Origin of the sequence: Castellaniella sp., assembly GCF_047971665.1 — a bacterium.
Taxonomy (GTDB): Bacteria; Pseudomonadota; Gammaproteobacteria; order Burkholderiales; family Burkholderiaceae_B; genus Castellaniella.
In genome coordinates, this window is record NZ_JBKEAA010000027.1 from 156,509 (window position 1) to 174,215 (window position 17,707).

Consider the following 17,707-nt stretch of genomic DNA (forward strand, 5'->3'; position numbering starts at 1 on the left):
GCAAAGGACCGATTTTATCAGTCCGGGCCCGCACCATTGTCAGGGTCAGGTCTGGTCCATGCGCACGCCTGGAACCGGATGCCCGAGCGTGTCTCCCCAGGCCACGAGGCATGAGGATTCCGTCCGGCGCCGGCGCCGCGTTTTGCTCAGGGGATTTCGCGCATTTCTATGTCGGTGACGTCCCGTGCCCGGGCGGGTTGCCCGGAGCGTGACCAGGCCCCGGGCCGCGGCGGCATGGTCGGGCGGCGGCGCTCGGCCCAATAGGCCTTGACGCCGAAGGGCCGGCCCTTGATCCGGGCGATGATGTACAGCACGCCGATCGCCAGGGCGGTCGAGGCCATGAAGACAAAGGCCATCACCAGGCCGAAGAAGGCCAGGACCAGGAACAGGACGGCGCGCAGGATTTGCTGGATCAGATTCATGAGGGTTGGACTCCTGGGGCCGGAAAAAGTTGCGTGCACGGCGCGATCGGGCGCCGGCCGGACGGGCATGGCGCGCGGCCAGAACCGGCGCAGACGCCATACACATCCATATTGGGGTCAATCAGCGGAATTCCAAGTGAATCCGCTATGCTTGTGGTTTTGACTGCTTTCATCCTGATCTCTTATGACTACCACGATACAGGACATCCGCGCGATCCTGTCCAGGGTCATCAACCCCGATACCCGGAAAACGCTGGCGGTGACCGAACCCGAGTTGCAGATCACGGCCTCGGGCGATGTCGTCCACATCACTGTAACCCTGGGCTATCCCTTGTTCAATGGTGAGCAGGCCCTGGATGCCGCCATCCGGACCGCGCTGGAGGCGGTCGGAGTCCGTCTCGGGACGCTGGAATTCCAGTCACGGATCGTGGCGCATGCGGTCCAGCGAGGATTGCGTCCCCTGGACAGCGTGCGCAACATCATTGCCGTGGCGTCCGGCAAAGGCGGGGTCGGCAAGAGCACCACGGCCGTCAACATGGCCCTGGCCCTGCAGGCGCAAGGCGCCCGTGTCGGCTTGCTGGACGCCGATATCTACGGTCCCAGCGTGCCCATCATGCTGGGGCTGTCGGGCAAGCCCAAAAGCGTCGATGGCAAGAGCATGGAACCCATGATCGGCCATGGCTTGCAGACCAACTCGATCGGCTTCCTGATGGACGATGATGGCCCGGCGATCTGGCGGGGCCCCATGGTGACCCAGGCCCTGACGCAGTTGCTGTCGCTTACCAATTGGAACGATCTGGATTATCTGATCGTGGACATGCCCCCTGGAACAGGCGATATTGCCCTCACCATGGCCCAGAAGGTGCCGCTCACGGGAGCGGTCATCGTCACCACGCCCCAGGATCTGGCCCTGGCCGATGCCCGCAAGGGTCTGATCATGTTCCAGAAGGTAGATGTCCCGGTGCTAGGGATCGTTGAAAACATGTCCGTTCATGTGTGCTCCAACTGCGGGCACGCCGAGCCGATCTTCGGCCAGGATGGCGGCCGCCAGCTGGCGGCGACCTATCATTTGCCCTGGCTGGGCGCTTTGCCGTTGCAGCTCGATATCCGCGAGGAAACCGACTCCGGCCGGCCGAGCGTCGTCGCTTCGCCCGATGGCGAGGCGGCGCGCCGATACCAGGACATCGCCCGCCAGCTGGCCATTCATGTGGCGGGACAGCCGCTGGATGATTCCGGTACACGACCCAGGGTCGTGGCGCGCACGACCTGATGCGGTGGGGTGTGCCGACTTCCGGCCTGAGGCTTTCCCCGTTGCGTCAGGTGCTGCTCGGCGCCGGCATCGTCGCCTGTGCGCCCGCCCTGGCGGCGCCTCCGGAGGTCATCATCGATCCCGGCGGCGCGCCGCCCAAGGTGTTACAGGCCATTACCGATGCGGTCGGCGTCATCACGCGCCTGACCGAGGATCAGGATGTGCGCGAGGTCTCGCGCTTGCGCCGGCGGGCGTGGAAGGCGGCTCAGGCCGCCTTGCAGACCCAGGGCTATTTCGGGGCGACCGTGACGCTGGACGTATCGTCCGGCGCCGCCAATGGCGGCGAGTTCTGGGACATCACGATCGACACCGGCGAACGTGCCCGGGTGCGTCAGCTAGGTCTGCGGTTCGAGGGAGCGCTCGCCGGAGAGGCCTACGCCGCCCGGCGCCAGTCCCTGCGGGACGCCTGGCTGCTCAGGCCGGGCATGCCTTTCATCAACGATGACTGGAGCCATGCCAAATCCGCCTTGCTGGACGACACCGCACGCCGGGATTTCTACTATGCCCGTTACGCGCAGACCCGGGCGGTCGTCGATCCTGAAGTCGCCAAGGCTGACCTGGAGGTTGCGCTGGACAGCGGACCGCCCGTCCGGATGGGAGATCTCCAGATCATCGGTCTGAAGCGGGTTCCCGAATCCCTGATCCGGCGCTATGTACGCTATGACCCGGGCGATGCCTACGATCAGACTCGCCTGGATGACTGGCAGCAGGCCCTGCAATCCACCTCGTTTTTCCGGGGTGCCTTCGTCACCCTGGACGATGGCACCGCGCCCGCGTCGCAGGCGGATGCTGCCGCCGACGCCGGGACGCCTTCGACAGCGGGCGCCCCGGCGTCGCCGCCTGAACGCCCCTCGGGAGATGCGCCCGTGACGCTGCCGGTGCGGGTCCAGGTCACCGAGGGACCGGCGCGTTACGCCAGCGGCTCGCTGGGCGTCGACAGCGATCACGGCATCCGGGTCGAAGGCCTGTACCGCCAGAATGTGGTCTTTGGCCTGCCAGTGTGGATCGAGACCGGGGCCGGTGTCGATGAAAAGCGCCAGCGCGCTTTCTTCGATGTGCATCTGCCGCCGACCATGAATGGCAGCACGGACAGTTTTGGCGTGCTCTACGAGCACTCCGATATCGAGGGCCTGGACACCAGTCGTGCCGGCCTGGGATGGAAGCGCAGCCAGACGCGCAAGGCGGCGGGTGACAGCCGCGTCGAATACGAGGTTCGCTGGGGGGCGCTGGTCGCCTACGACAAGACCCGTATTTCCGGTGGCGCCCGCTATGAGGTGCCCAGCTGGGCCGCCACCTGGCAGTGGCTGCGCCGCGATGTCGACTCGAAATACGATCCGCGCGAAGGCAATCTGATCGAGGTCGGTCTGGGTGTGGGCACGACCCTGGACGATGGCAAGGATTTCTACCGCACCAGCCTGCGCGCCCAGCAGTGGTGGCCGATCGGCGATCGCGATGTCTTGACCGTGCGCGGCGAGATCGGCAAGGTCTGGTCGCGCACCGACCGGCTGCCGCAGGACTTCTATTGGCGCACGGGCGGCTCGCGCAGCATCCGCGGCTACCGCTACCGGAGCATCGGCCTGGAGCGGGGCGATGCCGTGGTCGGCGCCCCCGTGCTGGGCGTGGCCAGCATCGAATACACCCACTATTTCACCGATGTCCTGGGCGCCAATGTCTTTGTCGATGCCGGCGATGCCGCCGAGTCCTTCGACCAGTTCGACTGGCATCTGGGGTATGGCGCCGGTCTGGCGGTTCGGACCCCCGCAGGGCCGTTCTACGTCGACCTGGCCTGGGGGCAGAAGGATCGCCGCCTGCGGCTGGAGTTTTCCCTGGGGATCGCGTTTTGAGGAAGATCTTCTGGCGCGGTCTGCGGTTCTTCGGACTCTGGGGACTGCCGCCCATCGTGATGGCGCTGGTGCTGGTCATCGTCTTCGCCGCCTGGTGCGCGTCCAGCGCGACGGGCACCCGCTGGCTGCTGCGCACCGTGGCGGAACAGCTGGGCGGCCAGGTCCAGGGCGTACGCGGCACGCTGGCCGACGGAGTGTACGTCGAAGATATGACGATTGCCTTGCCGGACGTGGATGTGCGCGTGACAGGGCTGCATCTCAAGGCGCTCTGGCGCGAGCTGCTGGAGCGCCGCCTGCACATCAATGACCTGTCCGCCTCGCGTGTGGATGTGGACGTGCGCACCGCGCCGGATACCGCGCCCCCCGACGCCGAGCCTTTCCGGATGCCGACGTTGCCCTTGAGCCTGCGGGTCGACCGGTTGGCGCTGGAGGGGCTGGGCCTGCGGATCGACCAGACGCCGCTGCCCGTCGATCTGCTGTCGGTCTCGACTGCGCTGGCGCTGGATGCCCGTACCGCGACCGTGACGCTGAACGATCTGCAAGCCGCCTACCAGGGCATGTTGCTGCAGCTTGGCGGGGATCTGGCAGTGCGTGAACTGGCTGCGCCCTGGCCCTTCGAGCTCAAGCTGCACGGGGCTGCGCAGGATCGTGGCGCACAATCGCCCGTCTGTCTGCGGCAGATGGTGGCGGCCGGCATGCCGCAGGCTGGCGATAAGACGCCCGAGGGCAAAGACGATTGCCGGATCGACCTGGACGTGCGCCTGACCGGCGATCTTCAGGCTGTGCATCTGCAGGCTGCGGGGCAGGGCGAAGGCATGGCCTTGCAGGCCCGGGCCGATATCTTTCCTGATCAGCCCTTCCCGCTGGGAGCCGCGCAGGCGGATGTGCAGCTTCCGGGCGATGCTCGCGTGACGCTGGCTGTCACGCCCGAAGCGCCAGGGCCCGACGGCCTGCGGCCGGTCAATGCGCAGTGGTCCGTGCAGCAACTGCGACCGGCGGCCTGGTTGCCCCGGGGCCTGGGGCCGACGCTGCTGAACCTGAAGGGCGCGGTGCAGGCGCGTCTGGATGCCGGACAGCGCTTGCAGGATATCGGGCTGAATCTGGTGTTCGATGGCCCCAATCGCTGGAATGGCCAGCCTCTGTCGGGACAAGTCCGGCTGGATCGTCTGTCGCGGGCCGATGGGGTCCTGTTCGATGCCCAGGCTCAAGCGCCGGTGAACCTGCTGGGGCTTCAGGCCGCGGGCCTGGATGTGGATCTGGCGCTGGGGCCGGACCGGGTGCGCGCCGGCGGCGATGTGTCGGTGGCCGCCAGCCGGCTGACGCTGCGGGCGCAGTTGCCGGCCCTGGCCGCCGTCTGGCCCGATGTGCCGGGGGGCGCGCAGCTGGAGATGGATTTCTCCGGGCCGCTGGCGAATCACCAGGGCCGTCTCAAAGCCCGCTATACCCCCGCCGGCGCGCGCGAGCGGGTTCCCGGCCAGGCGCCCATGAGTCTGGATCTGGCGTTCGGGGGCGGCTGGACGCAAGCGCAGGGCTGGCGGGGTCGGTTGACCTCATTGCGCGCCGAACATGCCGGTCTGATCCTGGACAGCCGGACGGCGGTGGCGCTGACGCTCGATGCCGAAGGCGGCTGGCAGGTCGGTGAGGCGACGCTCGGCGTGGCGCTGGATGGCGAGTCTCTGCTCAGTCTGCATCATCAGGCTTCGGCCGGTCGGCAGGGGCGATGGGAAACGCGCGGGCGCGTCGATCCGTTGACGATCTCGCCCGAACGCATCGCCCGCTTGCAGGCCTGGCTGGGCCAGATTGACGGGAAGCAGGGCGGGGTGCGCATCCAACCGTCCAGACAGGCGCAGCGCAGTCGCTTGAATGCGAGCCTGGACTGGGCCTTGAAGTTCGATGATGCGCTGAGCGGCGACATTCATCTGGCGCGTCGGGAGGGCGATCTGACCGTGCCCGGCGATGTGCCCATCCGGCTGGGCCTGGAAGACGCCCGCCTGGATATCGCCATCCGGCGTCTTGGCGCCGGGCTCAGCCGCGCCGACGCGGATCTGCGGATCAGTACCCGCAAAATGGGCAGCATGCGCCTGCGGGCCGATACACCGATCCACATGGCGGCGAGTGGCGGTCCGGTGCTGCGGCCGCAGGATGAGCGGCATGTGCGTTTCGAGGCCAGGTCCGAGAATCTGGCCTGGGTGAACCTGTTGCTGGGTGATGAGATGGAGGTCGGCGGTACGCTGCAGGCCGACGTCCAGGGCCGTAGCCGCCCTGACGGCAGCTGGGTCCTGTCGGGGCCGGTCAGCGGCAATGGCCTGCGCCTGCTGATGGCCGACCAGGGCGTGCGGTTGCTGGACGGCACCTTGCAGGCGCATTTTGATGGCGCGCGGGTGGTGCTGGATCATCTGCGCTTTCCGGCGGTGCGCCGGGTCGTTCCCAAGGAATGGCGGACCGCCACCTGGATTTCGGAAAATCCGGATGCCCGGGACGGTGCGCTGGACCTGTCGGGCGCCTGGGATCTGCTCGAGCATCAGGGGCAGGTGGATGTGTCCTTGCGGCGTTACCCGGTGCTGCAGCGGTCCGACCGCTATGCCATGGTCAGCGGCACTCTCCAGATCCGGGCCACGCTGCCGGAAATTCTCATCAGTGGCAAGATCACGGCCGATGCCGGCTGGTTCGATCTGGATATGCTCAACGCCATTCCTTCTCTGGACAGCGATGTGGTGATCCTCGAGCCGGGCACCAAGGAGGCGGCCCCCTCGAAAGCCCCGCCCCTGGATCTGCGAGCCGATCTGACCATCGATCTGGGGCCGCGTTTCTACCTGACCGGGTTCGGCCTGGACTCGGGGCTGGTCGGCAGCATGGACCTGCACATGAGGGACGGCAAGCTCACGGCGCTGGGCCAGCTGCGCACCCGGGGCGGCGCGATCAACACCTACGGCCAGCATCTGCAGTTGCGGCGCGGCACCATCACCTTCCAGGGGGATGTGTCCAATCCCGTGCTCGATATTCAGGCGCTGCGCACCGATGTGGCCGTGCAGGCCGGTGTGCGGGTGGCCGGCACCGCCCGGCGTCCTCGGATCGATCTGATGTCGCGCCCGGAAGTCAGCGAGGCTGAAAAGCTGTCCTGGCTGCTGTTGGGCCACGGGCCGGATCAGGGCGGCGCGGACATGGCGCTGCTGTTCTCGGTGGGCAGTTCCTTTCTGTCCGACGGCGAGCCGTTCTACAAGCGCTTTGGCCTGGACGAGCTGAGCATGCGCTCGGGCGAACTGGGCAGCGCCGGCAGCATCCTGCCGGTCGAAAGTGTCGTCAGCGGGCTGGAAACGGGCGCCAGCCCTATCGAGCAGCGTTTCATCCTGGCCGGCAAGACCCTGACCGACGACCTGCGGCTGAGCCTGGAGCAGTCGCTGGCGCAGACCGGCACCGTGGCGCGGCTGAGCTATCGCCTGATGCGTCGTTTGCAGGCCGAGGTGACGGTCGGCACCGTCAATGGCCTGGCGCTGGTCTATCGCTGGTTCTCGATGGATTGAAAGGAACGGGCGCCAGTGCGCCGTCCATCGTTGATGTGCCTTAAAATACCGCAACTTTGAACAGAGGGCGCTCATGAGCATCAAAAACGACCGCTGGATCCGGCGCGCTGCGCAGGCCGGAATGATCGAACCCTTCGAGCCCGGTCAGGTGCGCTCGATCGATGGCCAGAAAATCGTCAGCTATGGCACCAGCAGCTATGGCTATGATGTGCGCTGCGCCAACGAATTCAAGATCTTCACGAACATCAACTCCAGCATCGTCGACCCCAAGGCCTTCGATGAAAGATCCTTTGTGGATTTCCAGGGGGACGTCTGCATCATCCCGCCCAATTCCTTCGCCCTGGCCCGCACGGTCGAGTTCTTCCGCATCCCGCGCTCCGTGCTGACCGTGTGCCTGGGGAAAAGCACCTATGCCCGTTGCGGCATCATCGTCAACGTCACGCCGCTGGAACCCGAATGGGAAGGCCATGTGACGCTGGAATTTTCCAACACCACCCCCCTGCCGGCGAAGATCTACGCGGGCGAGGGCTGCGCCCAGATGCTGTTCTTCGAGAGCGACGAGGTCTGCGAAACCTCCTACGCCGACCGGGGCGGCAAATACCAGGGACAGCAGGGTGTCACGCTGCCGCGTACCTAGCCGCCATGAAATTTCGTTTTCCCATCGTCATCATCGACGAAGACTATCGTTCCGAGAATGCCTCGGGATTCGGCATCCGCGCCCTGGCCTCGGCCATCGAGGCCGAGGGGGTCGAGGTTCTGGGGGTCACCAGCTACGGTGACCTCAGTTCTTTTGCGCAGCAGCAGAGTCGCGCCAGCGCTTTCATCCTGTCGATCGACGACGAGGAATTCGATGAGGATTCCCCCCAGGATGTCGCCAACGCGATCAAGAATCTGCGCGCCTTCATCGGCGAGTTGCGGTTTCGCAACGAGGACATCCCCATCTATCTGTATGGCGAGACCCGCACCTCGCAGCACATCCCCAACGACATCCTGCGCGAACTGCATGGTTTCATCCACATGTTCGAGGACACGCCGGAGTTCGTCGCGCGCCACATCATCCGTGAGGCCCGCGCGTACCTGGACAGCCTGCCGCCGCCGTTCTTCCGCGAATTGCTGGATTACGCCTCCGATGGCTCCTATTCCTGGCACTGCCCGGGCCATTCGGGCGGGGTGGCCTTCCTGAAGAGTCCCGTGGGACAGATGTTCCACCAGTTCTTCGGCGAGAACATGCTGCGCGCCGACGTCTGCAATGCGGTCGACGAACTCGGCCAGTTGCTGGATCACACCGGGCCGGTGGCCGAGTCCGAGCGCAATGCCGCGCGCATCTTTCATGCCGACCATTGTTTCTTCGTCACCAACGGCACCTCGACGTCGAACAAGATCGTCTGGCATGCCAACGTGGCCGCGGGAGACGTGGTGGTGGTGGATCGCAACTGCCACAAGTCGATCCTGCACGCCATCACCATGACCGGCGCCATTCCGGTGTTTCTGCGCCCCACGCGCAATCATCTGGGCATCATCGGTCCGATTCCGCTGGAGGAATTCGACCCCGAGAGCATTCGTCGCAAGATAGAGGCCAATCCCTTTGCGCGCCAGGCCGCCAACAAGCGCCCGCGCATCCTGACGCTGACGCAGAGCACCTATGACGGCGTGATCTACAACGTCGAAATGATCAAGGAAAAGCTCGGCTCGGAGATCGACACCCTGCATTTCGACGAGGCCTGGCTGCCGCATGCGGCCTTTCACGAGTTCTACGAGGACATGCATGCCATCGGGCCGGATCGCCCGCGCAGCAAGGACACGATGATCTATGCGACGCACTCCACGCACAAGCTGCTGGCGGGACTGTCGCAGGCTTCGCAGATCGTCGTCCAGGATTCCGAGGACCGCAAGCTGGACCGCAACCTCTTCAACGAGGCCTTCCTGATGCACACCTCGACCTCGCCGCAGTACGCCATCATCGCGTCCTGCGACGTGGCTGCGGCCATGATGGAGCCGCCGGGCGGCACGGCCCTGGTCGAGGAATCCATTCGCGAGGCGCTGGATTTCCGTCGCGCCATGCGCAAGGTCGAATCCGAGTTCGGCAAGAACGACTGGTGGTTCAAGGTCTGGGGCCCCAACCGCCTGGTCTCCGAGGGCATCGGCAACCGCGAGGACTGGGTACTGGGTTCGGGCGATGAGTGGCATGGGTTCGGCGATCTGGCCGAAGGCTTCAACATGCTCGACCCGATCAAGGCCACCGTGGTGACGCCGGGGCTGGATATTTCCGGTACTTTTGCCGATTCCGGCATTCCCGCGGCGCTGGTCTCGCGTTATCTGGCCGAGCATGGCGTGGTGGTCGAAAAGACCGGTCTGTACTCGTTCTTCATCCTGTTCACCATCGGCATCACCAAGGGACGCTGGAACACGCTGCTGACCGCCTTGCAGCAGTTCAAGGATGACTACGACCGCAATCAGCCCCTGTGGCGGGTGTTGCCGGAATTCAGCCGTTCCCACAAGCGCTACGAGCGGATGGGGCTGCGCGATCTGTGCCAGAAAATCCACGAGGCCAACCGTCATTACGATTTCGCGCGCCTGACCACGCGGGTGTATCTCAGCGACATGGAGCCGGCCATGCGGCCGGCCGACGCCTACGCGCGCATGGCCCACCGCGAGGTCGAGCGGGTGCCCGTCGATCAACTGGAAGGCCGGGTCACCGGGGTACTGCTGACCCCTTATCCACCAGGCATTCCGCTGCTGATTCCGGGCGAGCGGTTCAACCGCGACATCGTCGATTACCTGAAATTCACTCAGGAATTCAATCAGCAGTTCCCGGGCTTCGAGACCGACGTCCACGGACTGGCATTCGAAACCGACGGGCAGGGCCGGCGCCACTACTACGTCGATTGCATTCGCGAAGGCGCCTGATGCGCCGCCGCCTCGGTTCGTGCGTGGATCCGGCATCGTGACGGATGGGGGGGGCGCATGAGCCGCGCCCCGTTCGATGTCGCCGTCATTGGCGCCGGCGCCGCCGGCATGATGACGGCCGCCGTGGCGGCGCAACGCGGCCTGCGGGTCGTTCTGATCGACCACGCCCAACGGCTGGCTGAAAAGATCCGCATCTCCGGCGGCGGGCGCTGCAATTTCACCAACCTGGGGACGAGTCCCGCGCAGTTCCTGTCACGCAATCCGGATTTCTGCCGCTCGGCCTTGCGCGCCTATGGACCGGGCGACTTCCTGGAACTGCTGCGCGCGCATGGCGTGACCTGGCATGAAAAGCACCGGGGCCAGCTGTTCTGCGATGATTCCAGCGAATCGATCATTCAGGTGCTGCGCCGCGAATGCGACGCGGGCGAGGTGCAATGGCGCATGCCTTGCGCCGTCCGCGCCGTCAGCCGGGAACCGGCGGGGTTCCTGCTGGAGACCGATGCGGGACCGGTCCGGGCCGCCCGGCTGGTGCTGGCGACCGGTGGTCTGGCGATTCCGCAATTGGGGGCCACCGATTTCAGCCTGCGGATTGCGCGGCAGTTCGGCCTGCGCATCGTCGAACCGCGCCCGGCGCTCGTGCCGCTGACTTTCGATGCTGGACAATGGCGGCCCTACGCGGCGCTGGCCGGCGTGTCTCTGGAAGTCCGTCTGTCGCATGAGCGCATCGTCGCGCAGGGCGGCGGCAAACGATCCAGGTGTCCGGCGCGCGCCGAATTCCTGGAGGATCTCCTGTTCACTCATCGCGGTCTGTCGGGGCCCGGCATCCTGCAGATTTCCAGCCACTGGCAGCCGGGCGATCCGATCCGCATCGATCTGGCGCCTGGGCGGGACATGGGGACCGAACTGATGGCCGCCAAGGCCGGCAGCCGCCAGACGGTCGCGGCCGCTCTGGCGACGACATGGCCCAGACGGCTGGCCGAGGCCTGGCTGGACGCCGGTGGCGCCGCGGACCCTGGCGGGCATCCGGCGCGCGTGACGCGTCCAGGCGGCCCGGCCCGCCCGGACAGCCTGGATGACCTGGACCGCCGGAATGACCCGGGCCGCCTCGATGATCCGGCCCGCCTGACGGCATGGGCCGGGCTGCGGCTGGCCGACGTGCCCGACCGCCGCCTGCGCGCCCTGGGGGAGCGCATTCACGACTGGACGCTCTGGCCCACGGGCACCGCCGGTTACAAGAAAGCCGAGGTCATGCGTGGTGGCGTGGACACCGATGAACTCGATCAGCGCAGCCTGGAGTCGCGCCGCTGTCCCGGGCTGCATGTGGTCGGCGAGGCGGTGGACGTCACCGGCTGGCTGGGCGGCTACAACTTTCAGTGGGCCTGGTCCTCCGGCATGGCCTGCGGCCGGGCCCTGACGGCAGGCTGAGATAGAATCGTCAGGATCGCCATCATTGCCATCGGAGGACGAACATGCGCAAACCCCTGGACGGCATCCGTGTGCTGGAAATGGGCCAGCTCATCGCCGGGCCGTTCGCGGCCAAGATGCTGGGCGAATTCGGCGCCGAGGTCATCAAGATCGAACCTCCGGGACAGGGCGACCCCCTGCGCAACTGGCGGTTGCTGCATGAGGGGACTTCGGTCTGGTGGCAGGTGCAGTCGCGCAACAAACAGTCGGTGACGCTGGACTTGCGTCAGCCCGAAATCCAGGCCGTCGTGCGCCGCCTGGCCGCCGAATGCGACGTGGTGGTCGAGAATTTCAAGCCGGGCACCCTGGAATCCTGGGGGCTGGGCTGGGATGAACTGCATGCCGCCAATCCGCGCCTGATCATGCTGCGCGTCTCGGGGTATGGCCAGACCGGTCCCTACCGCGACCGGCCCGGCTTCGGCGTGGTGGCCGAGGCCATGGGCGGGCTGCGCCATCTCAGCGGCGAGCCGGGACGCACCCCGGTGCGCGTGGGCGTGTCCATTGGCGATTCCCTGTCGGCCCTGCATGGCGTCATCGGTGTGTTGCTGGCGCTGCGCGCCCGCGACCGCGAGGGCATCGGACAGATGATCGACGTGGCGTTGTACGAGTCCGTTTTCAACATGATGGAAAGCCTGTTGCCCGAATACGCGGTGTTCGGCGAGGTCCGCCAGCCGGCCGGCAGCAGCCTGCCGGGTATCGCACCCAGCAATGCCTACGCCTGCCGTGACGGCTATGTGCTGATCGCCGGCAATGGCGACAGCATCTTTCGCCGGCTGATGCAGGCCATCGGCCGGATGGACCTGGGCGACGATCCGACCCTGGCGCACAATGCCGGCCGTGTGACGCAGGTGGACCGTATCGATGGCGCTATCGGTGACTGGGCCGCATCGCGGTCTCAGGACGAGGTCCTGGACATTCTGAATGCGGCACGCATCCCGTCCGGGCGTATTTACGATGTGGCCGACATCGCCGCCGATCCGCACTACCAGGCGCGCGACATGATCCTGGATCAGCCGCTGCCCGACGGCACGCCCTGTCAGGTGCCCGGTATCGTGCCGAAACTGTCCGCGACGCCGGGCGGCATTCAGTCGCGGGCGCCCGTCCTGGGGGAGCACACCGACGTGGTGCTGGAGCGGCTGGGCGTGGATGACGAGACGCGCGCGCGCTGGCGGGAACAGGGGTTCGTCTGAATGGCGGGATGTGATTGTTGAATCACCCCGTTTCAGAGTATGCTTCATCCTTGCTGTCACCCGATGCGGGTGGGAGAGCGCCGCCCCGCGCATCGGGTGGCCGCCGAAGGCGCAATTCGCCCGGAATCGCTCAGGCACCCCGTACCATCCGCATGATGCCGTCATCGCATCGCAGCATTCTGGAGAGATCCGCTCCCTGATCCGGACGCGGGCGCCGAAGGTGAACCCCCCGCAGCGCGGGGCAACTCTCAGGCAAAAGGACAGAAGGGCGTTGCCGGCATTCCCGCCGCCCCTTTGTCTCGTTCGGAGTTTCCATGCCCGCGCAAACCCCCCTGTACGAAACCCACGTCGCCCTGGGCGCCAAGATCGTCGATTTCGGCGGCTGGGACATGCCCCTGGCTTATGGTTCCCAGCTCGAAGAGCACCATGCCGTGCGCCGCGCGGCGGGCATGTTCGATGTGTCCCACATGCTCAATGTCGATGTGGCCGGCGCCCGTGCCCAGGATTTTCTGCGCCATCTGCTGGCCAATGACGTGGCGCGCATCGCCGGTCAGCCGGGCAAGGCGCTGTATTCCTGCATGCTGCATCCCGACGGCGGGGTGATCGATGACCTGATCGTCTATTTCTTTTCTGCGGAACGCTGGCGCATCGTCGTCAATGCCGGGACGGCGGACAAGGACCTCGCCTGGATGCGGGAACAGGCCGCTGCCTACGAGGTGACTGTCACGCCCCGGCGCGACCTGGCCATGGTGGCGGTCCAGGGCCCTGGCGCGCGCGAAGCCGTCTGGTCGGTGCATCCCGACTGGAAGCCCGCCTCGCAGGACCTCAAGCCCTTTACCGGCACGATGATCGACGAGAACACGCTGGTAGCGCGCACGGGTTACACGGGCGAGGACGGTTTCGAGATCGTCCTGTCGGCCACCGCCGTCAAGGGATTCTGGGATGCCCTGGTCGCGGCCGGCGTGCGGCCCTGCGGCCTGGGCGCGCGCGACACCCTGCGTCTGGAAGCGGGCATGAACCTCTACGGCCAGGATATGGACGAGACTGTCCACCCGCTGGAATCCGGCCTGGCCTGGACCGTCTCGATGAAGGACGAGCAGCGCGATTTCATCGGCCGCGCCGCTTTGGTCCAGGCGTCCCGCGCCCGTGAAATGGTCGGTCTCAAGCTGCTCGATCGCGGCGTCATGCGCGGCCACATGAAAGTCCGCACCGCACAGGGCGAAGGCGAGCTCACCAGCGGCACCATGGCGCCCACGCTGGGTTTTTCCATCGCGCTGGCCCGGGTGCCGGCCGGCTCCGCGCCGGGCGACCGGGCCGAAGTCGAGATCCGCGGCAAGTGGCTGGCCGCCGAAATCGTGCGGCCTCCTTTCGTGCGCAATGGTCAGGTCCTGGTCTGACCGCGCCTGTCCGTTTTTTTCTTTCATTCTCCACCATTGACAACGGGGTACATCATGTCCATTCCCAACGACCGCAAATACACGGCCTCCCACGAATGGGTCAAGGCAGACGGTGACTGCTTCCTCGTCGGTATCACCGACGACGCGCAGGACCAGCTCGGCGACCTGGTTTTCGTCGGCGACGTTCAGGTCGGCGCACACCTGTCCGCTGGCGACACGGCCGCCGTGGTCGAATCCGTCAAGGCCGCTTCCGATATCTATGCGCCGGTGGCCGGCGAGATCGTCGCGTTCAACGAGGCGTTGAACGACCAGCCCGCCCTGATCAACGAGTCCGCCTATGAGCAATGGATCTTCAAGATCAAGCCTGACAACGCGGCGGACGCCGACGGCCTGATGGACGCGGCCGCCTACGAGGCCCAGGCCTGATCTTTGCCGCGCCCGCCTTTTCCTGATTCACTCGGTTTCATCCCGGAGAACCTCATGCTGCGCGATTCCGCCACGCATTCCGAATTCATCGCCCGTCACATCGGGCCGTCCGACGCTGACCAGAGCGCCATGCTGGCGGCGATCGGGACTTCCAGCCTGGACGCCTTGATCCGCGAGGTCGTGCCGGAAAACATCCTGTCCGAAGCCCCCTGCCTGGATCTGCCGGGGCCGTTGGGCGAGGTCGAGGCGCTGGCGGACCTGAAGGCCATCGCCGGCCGCAACCAGATCCTGCGCAGCTACATCGGCCAGGGTTACTACGGCACCTATGTGCCGCATGTGATTCTGCGCAACATCCTGGAGAATCCCGCCTGGTACACCGCCTATACGCCGTACCAGCCGGAAATCTCTCAGGGCCGTCTCGAGGCCCTGCTGGTCTTCCAGACCATGATCACCGACCTCACGGGGCTGGATATCGCCAACTCGTCGCTGCTCGATGAGGCCACGGCGGCTGCCGAGGCGATGACGCTGGCGCGCCGCGTCTCGCGCGCCAGGTCCGACCGTTTTTTCGTGTCTGTCCATGTGCATCCCCAGACACTGGAAGTCCTGCGCACGCGCGCAGCCGGGCTGGGCATCAAACTGGTGGTCGGCGACGAGGCCGAGGGCCTGCCGGACTGTTACGGCGTGCTGCTGCAATATCCGCACAGCCTGGGCAGGGTGGCCGACTATCGCGCGTTGGCCGAGCAAGCCCATGCCGCCGGCGCCATCGTGGCCGTGGCCACGGACCTGCTGGCCCTGGCGCTGCTGGCGCCTCCGGGAGAGTGGGGGGCCGACATCGCTGTGGGGTCGGCCCAGCGCTTTGGCGTGCCCATGGGCTACGGCGGTCCGCACGCCGGCTTCATGGCCTGCAAGGACGCCTACAAGCGCAACCTGCCGGGCCGCCTGGTGGGGGTGTCCCAGGATGCGCGTGGTGAGCCGGCCCTGCGTCTGGCGCTGCAGACCCGTGAGCAACACATCCGCCGGGAAAAGGCGACATCCAACATCTGCACCGCGCAGGTGCTGCTGGCCGTGATGGCCGCGATGTATGCCGTCTGGCATGGTCCCCAGGGCATCGACCGCATCGCCCGGCGCGTTGCCGGCCACACCGGCCAACTGGCCGGCGCGCTGCGCGCCATGGGACTGAAGGTGCTCAACGACACCTATTTCGATACCCTGCATCTGGAAACCGGCGCCTGCACCCAGGCGGTGTTGGATGCGGCCGTGGACGGTGGCATGAACCTGCGCCGGGTCGACGACACCCACATCGCTCTGTCGCTGGACGAGACCGTCGGCACCCAGGATATCGAGATCCTGGTCGGTGCGCTGGCGGCCGGCATGGGCGTGGCGCGTGTCGCGCCGGATTTCTCGGCCGAAACCGACGGCATCCCGGCGAGCCTGCGCCGTGAGGGCGCCATTCTGGCGCATCCGGCCTTCTCGCGCGTGAAGTCCGAGACCGACATGCTGCGCTACCTGCGCGCGCTGGCCGACAAGGATCTGGCCCTGGACCGCACCATGATCCCGCTGGGTTCGTGCACCATGAAGCTCAACGCCACGGCGGAAATGATCCCGGTGACCTGGCCGGAATTCGGCCACATGCATCCGTTCGCTCCGGCGGGTCAGGCGCAGGGTTATCAGGAGATGATCGAGCGGCTGTGCGCCGCGCTGTGCGAAATCACCGGCTATGACCGCGTCAGCCTGCAGCCCAATTCGGGCGCCCAGGGCGAATTTGCCGGCTTGCTGGCGATCCGCGGCTACCATCAGGCCAATGGCGAACATCAGCGCAACGTCTGCCTGATTCCGGCCTCGGCGCACGGCACCAATCCGGCCTCGGCCCATCTGGCGGGCATGGACGTGGTGGTCGTGGCCTCGGACAGCAACGGCAACATCGACATGAATGACCTGCGCGCCCGCATCGCTCAGGTCGGCGACCGGCTGGCCGCCCTGATGATCACCTATCCGTCCACGCACGGCGTGTTCGAGACAACGGTCACCGAGATCTGCGATCTGATCCACGAAGCCGGCGGTCAGGTCTATCTGGATGGCGCCAACATGAACGCCATGGTCGGTGTCGCCCAGCCGGGCTGCTTCGGGTCCGATGTGTCGCACCTGAACCTGCACAAGACCTTCTGCATCCCGCACGGCGGCGGCGGACCGGGTATTGGTCCTGTGGCCGTGCGCGCCCATCTGGCGCCGTACCTGCCTGGGGTGGTGGGCGAGGACGGCCGTCTGCCGACGGGGCAGTCCGGTCCGGTGTCGGCCGCCCCTTACGGCTCGGCCAGCATCCTGCCGATCTCGACTCTGTACATCATGATGATGGGGGCCGAAGGCCTGCGTCGCGCCACCCAGGTGGCCATCCTCAACGCCAATTACCTAGCCGCGCGCCTGGCGCCGCACTATCCGATTCTGTACGCAGGCGCCAATGGCCGGGTGGCGCATGAGTGCATCCTGGACATCCGTCCGCTTAAGGACGCCAGCGGTATCGGCGCCGAGGACATCGCCAAGCGGCTGATGGATTACGGCTTTCACGCGCCCACCATGAGCTTCCCGGTGGCCGGGACGCTGATGGTCGAACCGACCGAATCCGAAGGCCTGGATGAACTGGACCGTTTTGTGGACGCGATGATTGCCATCCGCCAGGAGATCGCCGCCGTCGAGCGTGGCGAACAGCCGGCCGACGACAATCTGCTGATCAACGCGCCGCACCCCGCAGCGACGCTGCTGGTTCAGGACTGGACGCATCCGTACTCCCGCGAACAGGCGGCTTTCCCGCTGCCCGGCATGGCGGCGCGCAAGTACTGGCCGCCGGTTGCCCGGGTGGATAACGCCTGGGGCGATCGCAATCTCAGTTGCGCCTGCCCGCCGGTGGCGTCCTATGCGGACGATGCCGTGACAGCCTGATGCATGTTCTGCGGCCCGGTTCTTAAAGAATCCGGGCCGTTTTTGATGGTTCGATCTGGAGATTGCGTGTCATGCCTTACGTCAACATCAAAATCACCCGCGAGGGCGCCACGGCCGAGCAGAAGGCCCGGCTGATCGAGGGGGCCACCCAGCTGCTGGTGGACGTGCTGGGCAAGAATCCCAAGACTACCTTTGTGGTGATCGAGGAGGTCGACACCGACAACTGGGGCATTGCGGGCGAGACCGTGACGACGATCCGGGCGCGCGCCCAGACACCGGGCTGAGCCGGCGCC

The 17,707-nt window shown here is 66.3% G+C and carries 12 protein-coding genes and 2 riboswitches; of the genes, 11 read left to right on the top strand and 1 reads right to left on the bottom strand.

Annotated elements, in window-relative coordinates; translation table 11 throughout:
* Positions 1 to 146 precede the first annotated feature (146 nt).
* Positions 147 to 422, bottom strand: a complete 276-nt coding sequence (locus ACK5JE_RS11290) for a hypothetical protein (RefSeq protein ID WP_416801804.1) — start codon at positions 420 to 422, stop codon at positions 147 to 149.
* A 184-nt stretch (positions 423 to 606) separates the two neighbouring features.
* Between ACK5JE_RS11290 and apbC the strand changes: the two genes are divergently transcribed.
* The 11 genes from apbC to ACK5JE_RS11345 all read left to right on the top strand — a co-directional run bounded on the left by apbC (position 607) and on the right by ACK5JE_RS11345 (position 17,698).
* Positions 607 to 1,692 (top strand): iron-sulfur cluster carrier protein ApbC, encoded by a 1,086-nt coding sequence (gene apbC, locus ACK5JE_RS11295; RefSeq protein WP_416801805.1) that lies wholly within the window; start codon positions 607 to 609, stop codon positions 1,690 to 1,692.
* A gap of 11 nt (positions 1,693 to 1,703) precedes the next feature.
* Complete coding sequence (locus tag ACK5JE_RS11300; protein ID WP_416801806.1) at positions 1,704 to 3,575, top strand: autotransporter assembly complex protein TamA; 1,872 nt, start codon at positions 1,704 to 1,706, stop codon at positions 3,573 to 3,575.
* Positions 3,572 to 7,096, top strand: a complete 3,525-nt coding sequence (locus ACK5JE_RS11305) for a translocation/assembly module TamB domain-containing protein (protein ID WP_416801807.1) — start codon at positions 3,572 to 3,574, stop codon at positions 7,094 to 7,096. The genes ACK5JE_RS11300 and ACK5JE_RS11305 overlap by 4 nt, the downstream gene beginning before the upstream one ends.
* Positions 7,097 to 7,169: 73 nt before the next feature.
* Positions 7,170 to 7,733, top strand: a complete 564-nt coding sequence (gene dcd, locus ACK5JE_RS11310; protein ID WP_416801808.1) for a dCTP deaminase — start codon at positions 7,170 to 7,172, stop codon at positions 7,731 to 7,733.
* A gap of 5 nt (positions 7,734 to 7,738) precedes the next feature.
* The gene (locus ACK5JE_RS11315; protein ID WP_416801809.1) at positions 7,739 to 10,003 is read left to right on the top strand and encodes an Orn/Lys/Arg decarboxylase N-terminal domain-containing protein; all 2,265 of its coding nucleotides are present in this window, start codon (positions 7,739 to 7,741) and stop codon (positions 10,001 to 10,003) included.
* A gap of 57 nt (positions 10,004 to 10,060) precedes the next feature.
* Positions 10,061 to 11,428 (top strand): NAD(P)/FAD-dependent oxidoreductase, encoded by a 1,368-nt coding sequence (locus ACK5JE_RS11320; protein ID WP_416801810.1) that lies wholly within the window; start codon positions 10,061 to 10,063, stop codon positions 11,426 to 11,428.
* Positions 11,429 to 11,472: 44 nt separating this feature from the next.
* Positions 11,473 to 12,657, top strand: a complete 1,185-nt coding sequence (locus tag ACK5JE_RS11325) for a CaiB/BaiF CoA transferase family protein (protein ID WP_416801811.1) — start codon at positions 11,473 to 11,475, stop codon at positions 12,655 to 12,657.
* A gap of 60 nt (positions 12,658 to 12,717) precedes the next feature.
* Positions 12,718 to 12,814: riboswitch (glycine riboswitch) on the top strand.
* Between the two features lie 12 nt (positions 12,815 to 12,826).
* Positions 12,827 to 12,931, top strand: a riboswitch (glycine riboswitch).
* A gap of 40 nt (positions 12,932 to 12,971) precedes the next feature.
* On the top strand, positions 12,972 to 14,054 hold the full coding sequence (gene gcvT, locus ACK5JE_RS11330; RefSeq protein WP_416801812.1) for a glycine cleavage system aminomethyltransferase GcvT: 1,083 nt from the start codon (positions 12,972 to 12,974) through the stop codon (positions 14,052 to 14,054).
* A gap of 54 nt (positions 14,055 to 14,108) precedes the next feature.
* Positions 14,109 to 14,480: a glycine cleavage system protein GcvH gene (gene gcvH, locus ACK5JE_RS11335; RefSeq protein WP_416801813.1), complete on the top strand. Its 372-nt coding sequence runs from the start codon at positions 14,109 to 14,111 to the stop codon at positions 14,478 to 14,480.
* Positions 14,481 to 14,534: 54 nt separating this feature from the next.
* On the top strand, positions 14,535 to 17,414 hold the full coding sequence (gene gcvP, locus ACK5JE_RS11340) for an aminomethyl-transferring glycine dehydrogenase (protein WP_416801814.1): 2,880 nt from the start codon (positions 14,535 to 14,537) through the stop codon (positions 17,412 to 17,414).
* 71 nt (positions 17,415 to 17,485) lie between these two features.
* The gene (locus ACK5JE_RS11345; protein ID WP_416801815.1) at positions 17,486 to 17,698 is read left to right on the top strand and encodes a tautomerase family protein; all 213 of its coding nucleotides are present in this window, start codon (positions 17,486 to 17,488) and stop codon (positions 17,696 to 17,698) included.
* The last annotated feature ends 9 nt before the right edge of the window (positions 17,699 to 17,707 follow it).